8 protein-coding genes, 20 tRNA genes and 1 other annotated feature are annotated in these 13,479 nt (G+C 40.6%); all 28 genes read right to left on the bottom strand.

Annotation, left to right across the window (positions count from 1 at the left end):
• Nucleotides 1–25: 25 nt before the first annotated feature.
• Nucleotides 26–3,751, bottom strand: coding sequence for a phosphoribosylformylglycinamidine synthase (locus A9Q68_RS05595; RefSeq protein WP_071793688.1), 3,726 nt, complete (start codon nt 3,749–3,751; stop codon nt 26–28).
• A 36-nt stretch (nt 3,752–3,787) separates the two neighbouring features.
• Entirely contained in the window at nt 3,788–4,495 is a 708-nt protein-coding gene (purC, locus tag A9Q68_RS05600; protein ID WP_071793689.1) for a phosphoribosylaminoimidazolesuccinocarboxamide synthase, read from the bottom strand.
• Between the two features lie 198 nt (nt 4,496–4,693).
• Nucleotides 4,694–4,939 (bottom strand): phosphopantetheine-binding protein, encoded by a 246-nt coding sequence (locus A9Q68_RS05605; protein WP_071793690.1) that lies wholly within the window; start codon nt 4,937–4,939, stop codon nt 4,694–4,696.
• Nucleotides 4,932–5,939, bottom strand: a complete 1,008-nt coding sequence (plsX, locus tag A9Q68_RS05610) for a phosphate acyltransferase PlsX (RefSeq protein ID WP_071793691.1) — start codon at nt 5,937–5,939, stop codon at nt 4,932–4,934. The genes A9Q68_RS05605 and plsX overlap by 8 nt, the downstream gene beginning before the upstream one ends.
• Before the next feature lie 160 nt (nt 5,940–6,099).
• Nucleotides 6,100–6,873 carry a DNA repair protein RecO gene (recO, locus tag A9Q68_RS05615; protein WP_071793692.1) on the bottom strand — a complete coding sequence of 258 codons (774 nt, stop codon included), beginning with the start codon at nt 6,871–6,873 and terminating at the stop codon, nt 6,100–6,102.
• The gene (locus A9Q68_RS05620; protein WP_071793693.1) at nt 6,863–8,041 is read right to left on the bottom strand and encodes a pyridoxal phosphate-dependent aminotransferase; all 1,179 of its coding nucleotides are present in this window, start codon (nt 8,039–8,041) and stop codon (nt 6,863–6,865) included. The genes recO and A9Q68_RS05620 overlap by 11 nt, the downstream gene beginning before the upstream one ends.
• Before the next feature lie 111 nt (nt 8,042–8,152).
• On the bottom strand, nt 8,153–9,112 hold the full coding sequence (locus A9Q68_RS05625; protein ID WP_071793694.1) for a ribose-phosphate diphosphokinase: 960 nt from the start codon (nt 9,110–9,112) through the stop codon (nt 8,153–8,155).
• Between the two features lie 111 nt (nt 9,113–9,223).
• Entirely contained in the window at nt 9,224–10,579 is a 1,356-nt protein-coding gene (locus A9Q68_RS05630) for a CHAP domain-containing protein (RefSeq protein WP_071793695.1), read from the bottom strand.
• Nucleotides 10,580–10,858: 279 nt separating this feature from the next.
• Nucleotides 10,859–10,946: transfer RNA gene (locus A9Q68_RS05635), tRNA-Ser, on the bottom strand.
• A gap of 12 nt (nt 10,947–10,958) precedes the next feature.
• Nucleotides 10,959–11,032 (bottom strand) — tRNA-Ile (locus tag A9Q68_RS05640).
• Nucleotides 11,033–11,059: 27 nt separating this feature from the next.
• A tRNA-Gly gene (locus tag A9Q68_RS05645) sits at nt 11,060–11,130 on the bottom strand.
• Between the two features lie 12 nt (nt 11,131–11,142).
• Nucleotides 11,143–11,215, bottom strand: a tRNA-Phe gene (locus A9Q68_RS05650).
• Nucleotides 11,216–11,236: 21 nt separating this feature from the next.
• Nucleotides 11,237–11,310: transfer RNA gene (locus A9Q68_RS05655), tRNA-Met, on the bottom strand.
• Nucleotides 11,311–11,320: 10 nt separating this feature from the next.
• Nucleotides 11,321–11,410 (bottom strand) — tRNA-Ser (locus tag A9Q68_RS05660).
• An 8-nt stretch (nt 11,411–11,418) separates the two neighbouring features.
• Nucleotides 11,419–11,492, bottom strand: a tRNA-Ile gene (locus tag A9Q68_RS05665).
• Between the two features lie 22 nt (nt 11,493–11,514).
• Nucleotides 11,515–11,588 (bottom strand) — tRNA-Met (locus tag A9Q68_RS05670).
• A gap of 4 nt (nt 11,589–11,592) precedes the next feature.
• Nucleotides 11,593–11,666, bottom strand: a tRNA-Pro gene (locus A9Q68_RS05675).
• 6 nt (nt 11,667–11,672) lie between these two features.
• Nucleotides 11,673–11,746: transfer RNA gene (locus A9Q68_RS05680), tRNA-Arg, on the bottom strand.
• An 18-nt stretch (nt 11,747–11,764) separates the two neighbouring features.
• Nucleotides 11,765–11,849 (bottom strand) — tRNA-Leu (locus A9Q68_RS05685).
• A gap of 47 nt (nt 11,850–11,896) precedes the next feature.
• Nucleotides 11,897–12,424 (bottom strand) — a sequence feature (16S ribosomal RNA rRNA prediction is too short).
• Between the two features lie 158 nt (nt 12,425–12,582).
• Nucleotides 12,583–12,656: transfer RNA gene (locus A9Q68_RS05695), tRNA-Pro, on the bottom strand.
• 6 nt (nt 12,657–12,662) lie between these two features.
• Nucleotides 12,663–12,736, bottom strand: a tRNA-Arg gene (locus A9Q68_RS05700).
• Nucleotides 12,737–12,754: 18 nt separating this feature from the next.
• Nucleotides 12,755–12,839 (bottom strand) — tRNA-Leu (locus tag A9Q68_RS05705).
• Nucleotides 12,840–12,847: 8 nt separating this feature from the next.
• A tRNA-Gly gene (locus A9Q68_RS05710) sits at nt 12,848–12,919 on the bottom strand.
• 16 nt (nt 12,920–12,935) lie between these two features.
• A tRNA-Thr gene (locus A9Q68_RS05715) sits at nt 12,936–13,008 on the bottom strand.
• Nucleotides 13,009–13,018: 10 nt separating this feature from the next.
• A tRNA-Leu gene (locus A9Q68_RS05720) sits at nt 13,019–13,100 on the bottom strand.
• 5 nt (nt 13,101–13,105) lie between these two features.
• Nucleotides 13,106–13,178 (bottom strand) — tRNA-Lys (locus tag A9Q68_RS05725).
• Between the two features lie 72 nt (nt 13,179–13,250).
• Nucleotides 13,251–13,323: transfer RNA gene (locus tag A9Q68_RS05730), tRNA-Asp, on the bottom strand.
• A 14-nt stretch (nt 13,324–13,337) separates the two neighbouring features.
• Nucleotides 13,338–13,410 (bottom strand) — tRNA-Val (locus A9Q68_RS05735).
• Nucleotides 13,411–13,479 lie beyond the last annotated feature (69 nt).

A 13,479-nucleotide genomic window follows, 5' to 3' on the forward strand; every position in this document is an offset into this window, starting at 1 on the left:
CGTTTGTATTAGAATTTTTCAAATCTTATTTTCCAGTAAAGTAAGCTACCGCTGCGGCAAATAAGCCTTGATCTTTTTGTCCTGGAATATTTTGGAAGAGACCCTCTTCATAACGTTCTGAATGACCCATTTTCCCAATAATTTGACCATTTAGGCTGGTAAGGCCTTCAATAGCATGGCTTGAGCCATTTGGATTGTATTTGGAATCCATGCTTGGTTTACCCTCAAAATCAACGTACTGACTGAAGATTTGACCATTATCACGGAGAGCCGCAAATTCTTGATCAGTGACCACAAATTTACCTTCACCATGTGACACTGGAATAGCATGAATATCACCGACAGAAACTTTTGAAAGCCATGGGGAATTGGTATTCGCAATCCGTGTTTCTACCATCTTGGCAACGTGCTGGTTAGCATCATTGTAAAAGAGTGTCGGACTCGTTTCACTGGCAGAATCAAAGTTTCCATAAGGAAGAAGTCCTGACTTAACCAAAGCTTGGAAGCCATTGCAGATACCAATAATCAGTCCACCTTTAGCAATAAAGGTATCAATGGCTGCACGGACCTTAGCGTTAAGGAGAATGTTAACAATAAATTTAGCAGAACCATCAGGTTCATCAGCTGCTGAGAAGCCACCGGCGAAGAAGATAATGTTAGCTTCTTCAATATTTGCCACCATGGTATCGACAGAAGCAACAATTGCTTCTTCATTCAAGGTTACAAATGCTACCATGTTGACTTTTGCCCCTTCTTTTTCGAAGGCTTTGGCTGAATCATATTCTGAGTTTGTTCCTGGGAAGACTGGAATGTAAACCGTTGGTTGAGCAATACTTTCAGTTGCTTTAATGACTTGTTTATTGTTGACTTCTGGGACTTGCGCTAGCTCTTGGGACTGAGTGAATGCTGTGGGATAGATATCTTCTAATTTGCCCTCAAAGGCCTCAAGAAGCTCTGCTCCTGGCATCTCAAGTCCGTTGACTGTTAAGGTAAAGTCTGGGATGGTGTAGCCTAGTTTTTCTGCGCCAGCGATTTCTTCGGTAGAAGTGAAGACAAAGCCACCTAATTGGCCTGAAAGACTGTCAGCTAGGTTGTCATGGGTGATTTGCGCACCGATTTGGTTACCGAAAGTCATTAGTGCTAGACTTTCCATGAGTCCGCCATATTTGATAGCAGATGCTGCAGTAATTTGGTGTTCTTTTTGGATTTTTTCAAAGTTTTGGAAGTTAGCCTTGATGCTTGTGAAGTCAATATCTTCAGAAATGGCTTGACCTGATAGATAGTAAATATACTGTCCAGCTGCTTTAAATTCTGGAGATAATACCTTATCAACATTAGCTGTTGTCACACCAAAGGCAACAAGTGTTGGTGGAACGGTGATATCTTCAAAAGTTCCAGACATGGAGTCTTTACCACCAATTGATGGCAAGCCTAGTTGAGTTTGAGCTTCGACAGAACCAAGTAAAGCTGCAAGAGGTTGACCAAAGTTTTCAGCCAATTTATCCATACGTTGGAAATACTCTTGATAAGAGAAACGGGCCTTGCTCCAGTTGGCACCAGTAGCAACTAAACGTGCAGTTGCTTCAATAACAGCATAAGCTGCTCCGTGATAAGGTGACCATTCCGCAATATAAGGGTTGTAACCTTGAGCCATAACTGAAGCTGTCTTCGTAACACCATTTTGAACTGGTAATTTTTGAACAGAACTTTCGGTTGGTGTCATTTGGTAACGACCACCTAAAGGATGATTAACGGTTGAACGACCTACAGAGCTATCAAAAATGGTTTGGAGACCTTTTTGTGAAGCATGGTTTAATTCTGATAATAAGGCTTTTGTATCAGCTAATACCGTTTCTTGCGATGTTTTACGTTGAGCTGGTAAAGCGACGTTTTTATCAACAACTTTAGCATCAACCACAACACGAACGCCATTAGTATCAAGGAATGAGCGTTCAATATCAACAATAGTTTGACCATTCCAAGTCATCACTAAATTGGCTTTTTCTGTCACCTTAGCAACAATAACCGCTTCAATATTTTCTAAATGACAAGCTTCAATAAAGGCTGCTGCATCTTCTGGAGCAACAACAACAGACATCCTTTCTTGTGATTCAGAGATGGCTATTTCAGTTCCGTTTAAGCCTTGGTATTTCAAAGGCACTTTGTCTAAATCGATTTCTAAACCGTCAGCAAGTTCACCGATAGCCACACAGACACCACCAGCACCAAAGTCATTAGATTTCTTGATTAAACGTGTCACTTGACCATTACGGAAAAGACGTTGAATCTTACGTTCTTCAATGGCATTCCCTTTTTGGACTTCTGCACCAGCTGTTTCAACAGATTCAACAGTTTGTACTTTAGAAGAACCTGTGGCACCTCCGACACCGTCACGACCTGTTTTACCACCTAAAAGGATAACAAGGTCACCAGCTAGGGGTTTTTCCCGAACTACATTAGCTTTAGGAGCTGCACCAACAACAGCACCCAACTCCATGCGTTTAGCCACAAAGCCTGGGTGGAAATATTCCTTAACATATGTAGTTGCTAGACCGATTTGGTTTCCGTATGAAGAATAGCCGTGCGCCGCAGTTTTTGAAATGACTTGTTGCGGTAATTTACCCTTACGTGTCTCCGAAAGCGGCATGGTGATATCGCCTGCGCCCGAAATACGCATGGCTTGATATACAAATGACCGACCCGATAATGGATCGCGGATGGCACCACCAATACAGGTCGCTGCACCACCAAAAGGTTCAATCTCAGTTGGATGGTTATGGGTTTCGTTTTTGAACATCAATAACCAAGGCTCTTTAACACCATTAACATCAACTTCAATTTCAATCGAACAAGCATTGATTTCATCTGAAACTTCCATGTCATCAAGACGGCCGTTAGCTCGCTCGTAACGACCAAAAATAGTCGCCATATCCATCAATGTTTGTGGCTTTTCAGAACGTCCTAATTCTGACCGCATAGCCAAGTACTTATCATAAGTTTCCTGCAACTGCTTTTCAAAACGAGAACCCGAAAAATCAATAGCTTTTAATTCTGTTTCAAAGGTTGTATGACGGCAATGGTCAGACCAGTAGGTATCAAGAACTTTTAATTCTGTTTCCGTTGGCACGCGCCCAATACCCTTGTAATAGTCTTGGATGAAGAGAAGATCATCCACTTCCATGGCCAAGCCTTCTTTAACTTTATAAGCAGCAAAATCCTCTGCAGTATAAGAAGTGAAGAAATCTAAATTTGGAATGCTTTTATCAGACTCTGAAAAATCATGGTATTGAATACCTTGACTAATGTCTTTAAAACGAGAGTCCACAGGATTAAGCAAGTAAGCCTTAATAGCCGCCAAGTCGTCTTCTGCAATGTCTTTATTAACTAAGAATAGCTGCGCTGTATTGACGATGACATCTGAAGAACCACCTAAAAGTAGAATAGCTTCCTGAGAGCTGGCTGCGCGTTGATCAAATTGCCCAGGTAGGGATTCAATGGCGAAAAAGGCATAATCCACTAAATCTGCCATCACATCTTCTTCAACTAAGATATTATCAGTCACTTGCTCAGCAAAAATTTGCTTCTCTGCCTTATCCATGAGTTGCTCACTTAACTGAAAAACATCGTAAACCTGAATAAGTCTTAATGTTTTTAAAGAAGCAACTTGTAAATTATGTTTTAATTCTTTAACTAATGATTCTGACTTGATTTGAAAATCAGCTTTTTTCTCAACAAAAATCCGTTTATCCATTTTTTATCCTTTTGTACTTTTTTCGTTAGCTATCAATTAATTTGCAGCTCTTAACTTATCCAATACCTCTTGGTAGACATCTGTTAAACTGCCTAAATCACGTCTAAAGACATCCTTGTCCATATGGTTACCTTGGGCATCCCAAAGACGACAGTTATCAGGAGAAAACTCATCTGCTAAGATAATATGACCTTCTTTATCAAAACCAAACTCTAATTTGAAGTCGATCAAGCGGAGATCAATCTCTTTAAACCATTGGCTGAGAAGCTCATTAACACGTCTGGTCTCTGCTTTGATATAGGCGATATCTTGAGGACTAGCAATTTTTAAAAATTGAATATGTTCCTCATTAATAAAAGGATCGTCTAGTTCGTCTTTTTTATAGTAGAATTCAATAATTGGTTCTTCTAATTGAAGCCCTTCTTCAACACCAAAGCGTTTTGAGAAAGAACCCGCTGTTACATTACGAAGAACAACTTCTAAAGGAATAATAGTGACTTTTTTATTAAGTTGTTCTGTTTCCGAAATTTGCTTAATAAAGTGTGTTTTAACGCCGGCTTGGTTTAATTTTTCAAAAATTAAAGATGAAATCTGATTATTTAAAACTCCCTTGCCTGAGATTGTCTCTTTACGAGCACCATTCAACATAGTCGCTTGATCCTTGTAAACGGATTTAATAACATCCTGATCCTCAGTAGCATAGATGTCCTTAGCTTTCCCGGAATAAATTAGGTTCTTGTTCATTAATTGTTCGCCTTTCATATACTTTCGAATAAAGAATAACATATATAAGGATAATATTCAACGTTTTGTCGACAATTAACAAAAATGTAATTTTAAACGTTCGGTTTTTATTTCTGTTTACTCATTTTCTTCCCAGAAAATGAGCAAATTGGATAACAAAAAAGAGGCATGCCCCTTTTAGGCATTACCCCTTTATTCTTATTTTGCCAATCGGCCTTCAAGATAATCAATCAGATTACTGATTTTTGTTAAATCTTCAACATCCTCATCAGGTATACTAATATTAAAAACATCCTCAACATTAATAATAAATTCTGTTAATTCAATGGAATCAACTGCGATATCATCTTTCAAGCTTGTTTCTTCTGTCAGAACGAAATCTTTTGTATCATCCTGTTCAATCATTATTTCTTGTAATTTTACTAAAATAGCTTCTCTAGTCATTGCTACTAGTCTCCTTAGAAAATTCTTCTACTAATTGTCCAACCACATCAGTTTCTAACATGGAACTAATTTGTTTAATGGTATAGAAAATGGATTTGGCATCACTGGAACCATGCGATTTTACAACTGGTGCTTTGAGGCCGAAGAGTACCGCTCCACCAGCTCCGGAGTAATCCAGTGAATTCTTCATGTCCATCAAGCTGTCCTTCAATAGAAGGGCTCCCAACTTAGCTTTAATGCCACCACCTTTGATGGATGTTTTTAACTGCTTCATAATACTTAGTGCTGTTCCTTCGATGGATTTAAGCACGGCATTTCCGGTAAAACCATCCGCAACAACGACGTCCGCTACTCCGCCCATGAGGTCACGAGCTTCGATATTTCCAATAAAGTTAAGGCTTGGGTCTGCCACCAATAGGTCATAAGTTTCTTTACGAAGCGGGTCACCTTTGGTTTCTTCTGTTCCATTATTGAGGAGACCGACTCGTGGTTGAGCGATGCCTCTAAGGTTTTTTGCATAAAAAGAGCCTAATATAGCGTATTGATGCAAGTGAGATGCTGTATTTTCAGCATTTGCTCCTAGGTCAAGCATGTCAAACCCTTGTTGATTATTTGTTGGTAAGGTTGATAATAGACCTGGTCGGTCTACACCTTTAATACGACCAACAACAAAGAGTCCTGCTGCTAATAAGGCACCTGTATTTCCAGCTGAGAGCACAGCTTGCGCCTGACCTTCTTTAACAGCTTTGGCAGCTAAGACCATTGAAGCGTTTTTCTTTCGTCGAATAGCTTTAGCCGGTTCATCATCAGAGTTGATTTTTTCATCGGTATGAACAATCGTTACACGGTCTGATGGGGTTAAATAAGTTTTTATTTTTTCCTGATCTCCATACAATTGAATCTGAATATCAGAAAAACTTTCTATAGCTTTATTTACACCTTCTACAATAGCTTTGGGTGCATTGTCTCCACCCATGGCATCAACAGCGATAATTTTCATGTGATTGCAACTCCTTTTACCTTCCATTAGCTTGGAATAACGACCTTATTATAGCATAAAGTCATATCATTTCACAGTAGCTAGGTGTGTATCTGATACCTGAAAAAGCTTATTCTATGCAAAAGTGCTCGCCGATTCCAATCGACTAACTCTTCAAAGGTTATTTTGAAGGATCATTGGATTTCATAATCTGACCCCATTGGTCTAAGTCATCAATAAATTTTTTGCTCTTTAAATGAATACCAACATAGTCTTCATAAAGTTCATCAATGAACTGTCTTAGTTTAGCCTTCATTTCAGGCTTTAAAGAGATGATTTTTAAGTCATCAAAATGGACATTTTGAAATTGATCCAATAAATAGAGAACATTCGGATCTAAGTGATTACGATGCGCGTCCTCTTGCAAATGTTGCGGACATAAAGGTCCAGAATACTTATGCGAGAAATCAAATGGCAAGCCAACACGATGACAAAAGACACACTCATGGAAATTCAAACGAACACCAAAGCGTTCCAAGATTTGAATTTCAAAAATATTGGTCACAATTTCATAATCTAAGCCTTCTTCCATCAAATCTAGGGTTTTCTTCAGAAAGGCAAAGAGCTGACTGTCAGCCTCATTATCTGGAATGGCAGCATCTGCTAATGACATGACATAGGAAGCATAGGCTAAGCGATAAAGATCCTGGTTAATGTTAGGATAAGTTTCCATAGCGTTGTAATCATCAATATAGGATAGTCCTGTTTGGTTAATCTTCATTAAAAAGTCAGCGACAGTTAAGGGGTGAATAACTGAAGCCACTTTTGATTTACTGGCATGTTTGACAAAGAACATCCGTTTTCCTGCTATTTCAGTAAAAATCTTAACCAATTTATCGTCTTCACGATAGTTTTTATTGTATAGGACCAGTCCAAGACTTTCTTTATTGTCCATAATTTTCCATGAATGCTGTTAGACGAGCCATAGCTTCAACAATAGTTGCCATACTTGCGGCATAAGACAGACGGATGTAGCCTTCTCCGTATTGACCAAAGGCAATTCCTGGGATAAGGGCTAATTTCTCTTTTTTAGCTAAATCTTGACAGAACTTAAAGGAATCTTCTTGACCAAATCCTTCTGGAATTTTAGCAAAGATATAAAAGGCACCATCAGGTCGAATGATTGAAAAGTCAAGTTTAGTCATTTCTTCAATGATGTAATCGCGACGCAAGATGTATTCACGCTTCATTGGGAGTGTATCATTAATTCCCTCAGTTAATGCTTCAATTCCCGCATACTGTGCCATTGTTGTAGCTGCTGTAACGAGATACTGGTGACTCTTTAGTAATTCGTGTGCCAGTAATTCTTTTGCAAAAATAAAGCCGATGCGCCAACCTGTCATGGCATGAGATTTGGACAAACCATTGACTAAGATAGTTTGGTCTGGGAGAAACTCTGCTATTGATACGTGACCTTGGTCAGTGTAGTTAAGTTCGGAATAAACTTCATCCGAAACCACAAAAACCGGGAATTTCTCAAGGACTTTGGCGAATGAGGCCATTTCTTCACGTGAATAGGTAACACCAGTTGGGTTTGTAGGGAAATTTAAGAGTACCGCCTTAACTTTTTCACCTTCAGCAATTAAGGCTTCTTCGAGTGCCTCTGCCGTTAAGATGAAGTTATTAGCTGTTGTATCTATCTCAACAATTTCAGCGCCCGCTAGAGTCACTATGGGCTCGTATCCGGGATATGCTGGTGCTGGCAAGAGAACTTTATCGCCTGCTTCTAGGATGGCTAAGAGAGAGGCTGAGAGGGCTTCAGTGGCACCGATGGTGACCATGATCTCATTCTCAGGATTATAGTCTAAATTATACTTGGTTTTGACAAAGTCACTAGCGGCTTTTCGAAGTGCAGGTAGGCCACTCATTCCTGTATAATGCGACTGATTATCATCAATAGCTTTCTTAGCTGCTTCTTTGACATGATCCGGCGTTGTAAAATCTGGTTCACCTAAAGTCAACTTAATCATTCCTGGTATTTCAGAAATGGACTGATCAAATTGCCTTATGAGCGAAATTTCAATTTTACCAAGTTGTTCGTTAAATCTGTGACTTAAATCCATAATGTGCCTTCCTTTAAATGAATACTACTATTATACCGAAAATCGAAAAAATAACCATAAGATAATAAAAGTCACTAAAACAAAAAAAGTAGTCAAAGACTACTTTTTTTGTTAATCAACTTCAAATAATGGTGATAATGGACGTTTTTCATGAATTCTAATAATAGCTTCACCAATAAGTTCAGCAATAGAAATTTGGTCAATTTTATCAATCAAACGTTCTTCTGGAAGGAAAATAGTGTCTAAAACAACTAATTTCTTAATAGCTGAGTTTTGGATATTGTCTAAAGCAGGTCCTGATAATACTGGGTGCGTACATGATGCATAGACTTCTGTTGCACCAGCTTCAGCAAGAGCATCCGCTGCATGACAAATTGTTCCAGCAGTATCAATCATATCATCGATAAGAATACATTTTTTACCTTCAACATTACCAATAATATTCATAACTTCACTAGTATTCATTTTATTAACACTGCGACGTTTATCAATAATAGCAATTGGTGTATGAAGGAATTGTGCTAATTTACGAGCACGAGTTACCCCACCATGGTCTGGACTTACAACAACAACATCTTGACCAACTAAACCATGACGATCAAAATATTCAGCAATTAATGGAGCACCCATTAAGTGATCGACAGGAATATCAAAGAAACCTTGAATCTGAGCCGCGTGTAAATCAACTGTTAGTAAACGATCAACACCCGCAACTTCTAACATATTAGCGACCAGTTTTGATGTAATAGGCTCGCGAGAACGAGCTTTACGGTCTTGACGTGCATATCCATAATAAGGCATAACTACACTGACTGTTTCAGCACTAGCACGTTTTAAAGCATCTACCATGATAAGGATTTCCATCAAATTATCATTAACAGGTGAACTGGTAGATTGTAAAATGAACACATGGTGTCCTCGAATAGATTCCTCAATATTAACTTGAATTTCACCGTCTGAAAATTGACGAACGGTTGACTTTCCAAGTGAAATACCCATTGAATCAGCAACTTTTTCCGCTAGTTCCTTGTTTGACGATAGGGCAAACAACTTTAAATCAGAATAAGACATTTTTTCCTCCAAACTTTTAATCCTTTACCATTTTAACCCTTTTCAAGGATTTTTTCAATTCTTTTAGTAATAGTAGACACTAAAAAAGACCAGCTAAGCTGGTCACTCATATTAATTTGGATAAATATATACGGCTGAACCTTGGTAAGTAGCAGTTGGGTTGAACCATCCACGGTAGTTACCAATTGATTGAATTCCGTTATAGTTACTTTCCATAACTTGAATCTTAGTTGAGCTTTCTACGGCTGTTACATAAGCAACGTGTCCGTATCCACCACCAGTCCATACTGCAACTGATCCAACTACTGGAGTTGAACCTACAGAATAACCTGCTGCAGCTGCGCTAGAAGCCCATTGTCCACCATTACCCCAGTAATTACCAACCCAAGGAGCTAATGATTTAACACCCCAAGTACATTGACCAACTGGGTAAGTATTAGCAGCGCTATAAGTTTGTTTTGGAGTTGTAGAAACTGTTCTTGTTACTGTAGAAGCAACAGGTGCAGTTGAAGTCGCTGGTTTAGCTGATGCAACTGGAGCTGTGCTTGCTGCTGGTGCAGTTGAAGTAGCTGGAGCTGTGCTTGCTGCTGGTGCAGTTGAAGTAGCTGGAGCTGTGCTTGCTGCCGGTGCAGTTGAAGCCGCTGGAGCTGTGCTTGCTGCTGGTGCAGTTGATTCAGCTGTTGCTTGTGATTGAGCAAGTTCTGCTTGAGCTTTTGCAACTGATTCTGCTTGAGCTTTTGCTTCTGCTTGAGCTTTTGCTTGTGCAGCTGCTTCAGCTGCAGCTTTTTCAGCTGCTACGCGTTCTGCTTCAGCTTTTTGACCTTGAAGGTTTGTTTTCTCAGCTTGCGCACTTGCCATTTGTTCTGATAATGTAATTTTAGCAACTTCTAAATTAGCTTTTTGAGTTTCCAACGAAACTTTATTTGCTGCAATAGTTTCCATATTAGCAGCTACTGTATTAATAGCTTCTTGGTTCTCAGTTTGTTTTACTTCAAGTGATTCTTTATCAGATTTTTGTTGGTTTAACATTTTTGCATTCGCAGTTACAACTTCACGAATTGCAGCAATACGATTAATAGCATCTGAAATTGATTTAGAATTTAATAAAGTATTGATGTAACTTGTTGTTGTGTTACCACGTTGAGCACTGCGAGCTTGTTTTTTCAAAGCTTCGTTACGAGCAACAATCTTACTTGAAAGTGATTGAATTTCTTTTCCTAATTTTTCAGATTTTGCTTGTAACTCATTGTTTTGTGCAGTTAATGTATCTTGCTCAGTTTGCAATGAACCAATTTGTGTTTGTAATGTTGTAACTTGTTCTTGTGCAGCAGTTTGCTCTGCTGTAAGATTGGAAATAATTGTATCTTGCGCAGCAATTTTGGCATCAAAATCGTCCGCTTGAACAATTGAAGCTGCTCCAAGGGTTACACCACTTACAAGAACTGCTGATAAAATTCTCTTTTTCATTATAGTAAACTACTCCTTTTCGATAAGACATCATATATTGTACCAAAAAAAAGCCCAATTAATGTTACGCATTTGTTACAGTTATGTGTAATAATTAATAAAAAAATTTAGTCATTTATTTAAAAAATGTTACAAAAAATGCGTGCTTGTAAAGTGTTAACAGAAAGTCTGTAAATAATAGTTAAAAGAATTTTAAATGAATAAAATCAAAAAATATAAGATTAAACTCTACTTCATCTTAAATGATAAAATAAAAAAAGCCCCTTAGGGCTATAAAAACGGAGAATAAGGGATTCGAACCCTTGCGCCAGTTACCCGACCTAACGATTTAGCAAACCGTCCTCTTCAGCCTCTTGAGTAATTCTCCATATTAATTAAATGGGCACGAGTGGACTCGAACCACCGACCTCACGCTTATCAGGCGTGCGCTCTAACCACCTGAGCTACGCGCCCATGCTATTTATAGCATGGTAACTATAAAGCGGGTGACGAGAATCGAACTCGCGACAACAGCTTGGAAGGCTGTAGTTTTACCACTAAACTACACCCGCATTTAAGAAAAATGGCGCGAGACGGAATCGAACCGCCGACACATGGAGCTTCAATCCATTGCTCTACCAACTGAGCTACCGAGCCATGTATACAAAACATTGTATATTGCGGGAGCAGGATTTGAACCTACGACCTTCGGGTTATGAGCCCGACGAGCTACCTAGCTGCTCCATCCCGCGATAAGTAAAAAGGAGGATGTGGGATTCGAACCCACGCACGCTTTTACACGCCTGACGGTTTTCAAGACCGTTCCCTTCAGCCGGACTTGGGTAATCCTCCACGATATATGGACCTTGTAGGACTCGAACCTACGACCGCTCGGTTATGAGCCGAGTGCTCTAACCAGTTGAGCTAAAGGTCCAAAGTCATCCATATAAAAACAATAGCGGCGAAGGGGATCGAACCCCCGACCTTCCGGGTATGAACCGGACGCTCTAGCCATCTGAGCTACACCGCCATAATCGGGAAGACAGGATTCGAACCTGCGACACCTTGGTCCCAAACCAAGTACTCTACCAAGCTGAGCTACTTCCCGAACTAATGCACCCTAGAGGAGTCGAACCTCTAACCGCCTGATTCGTAGTCAGGTACTCTATCCAGTTGAGCTAAGGGTGCTTATTATTAAATTAGTAATGCCGAGGACCGGAATCGAACCGGTACGATGAAAACCATCGCAGGATTTTAAGTCCTGTGCGTCTGCCAGTTCCGCCACCCCGGCCTATCTAAAGCGAACGACGGGATTCGAACCCGCGACCCCCACCTTGGCAAGGTGGTGTTCTACCACTGAACTACGTTCGCAATTATTCTATTTTAATGCCGGCTACATGATTTGAACACGCGACCCTCTGATTACAAATCAGATGCTCTACCAACTGAGCTAANACGCGGCGTTGCTCGGTCAGGGTTCCCCCCATTGCCGAAGATTCCCTACTGCTGCCTCCCGTAGGAGTCTGGGCCGTGTCTCAGTCCCAGTGTGGCCGATCACCCTCTCAGGTCGGCTATGTATCGTCGCCTTGGTGAGCCGTTACCTCACCAACTAGCTAATACAACGCAGGTCCATCTCATAGTGGAGCAGTTGCCCCTTTTAAATTAAGTACATGTGTACTCTATTGTCATGCGGTATTAGCTATCGTTTCCAATAGTTATCCCCCGCTATGAGGTAGGTTACCTACGCGTTACTCACCCGTTCGCAACTCCTTGGTCTAGTGCAAGCACCAGACCTCAGCGTTCTACTTGCATGTATTAGGCACGCCGCCAGCGTTCGTCCTGAGCCAGGATCAAACTCTCATTTTAGTTTGAACTTACTCGTTCTTTTTCTGTCGCTGACAGATTTATTGTTTTTTTTACTTCATTGACGGATAATATGCTTCTTAACATATCACCCTCACATTTGGTTTTTCTTGTCTTATTCAGTTCTCAAAGGTCTTTTCTCTATTAAAAAATAAAGAATATCGGGAAGACAGGATTCGAACCTGCGACACCTTGGTCCCAAACCAAGTACTCTACCAAGCTGAGCTACTTCCCGAACTAATGCACCCTAGAGGAGTCGAACCTCTAACCGCCTGATTCGTAGTCAGGTACTCTATCCAGTTGAGCTAAGGGTGCTTATTATTAAATTAGTAATGCCGAGGACCGGAATCGAACCGGTACGATGAAAACCATCGCAGGATTTTAAGTCCTGTGCGTCTGCCAGTTCCGCCACCCCGGCCTATCTAAAGCGAACGACGGGATTCGAACCCGCGACCCCCACCTTGGCAAGGTGGTGTTCTACCACTGAACTACGTTCGCAATTATTCTATTTTAATGCCGGCTACATGATTTGAACACGCGACCCTCTGATTACAAATCAGATGCTCTACCAACTGAGCTAAGCCGGCTAAAGTTTTATGCGGGTTAAGGGACTTGAACCCCCACGCCGTTAAGCGCCAGATCCTAAATCTGGTGCGTCTGCCAATTCCGCCAAACCCGCTTTGATGACCCGTACTGGGCTCGAACCAGTGACCCATTGATTAAAAGTCAATTGCTCTACCAACTGAGCTAACGAGTCTTATCATCATTTAATGTTTTTAATTGATTTTCTTCAATCCACAACTTTTGAAAGGCCTCAGGGCTTTCAAAACGGTCCCGACGGGAATCGAACCCGCGATCTTCGCCGTGACAGGGCGACGTGATAACCGCTACACTACGGGACCTTTTTTCTTACTTATGGGAGTTAACGGGTTCGAACCGCTGACCCTCTGCTTGTAAGGCAGATGCTCTCCCAGCTGAGCTAAACTCCCATTGAGTGTTCCTAAGCTAAGCGACTTCCGTATCTAACAGGGGGCAACCCCCAACTACTTCAGGCGTTC

It is taken from the genome of Streptococcus bovimastitidis (assembly GCF_001885095.1).
In the GTDB taxonomy this organism is placed as follows: Bacteria; Bacillota; Bacilli; order Lactobacillales; family Streptococcaceae; genus Streptococcus; species Streptococcus bovimastitidis.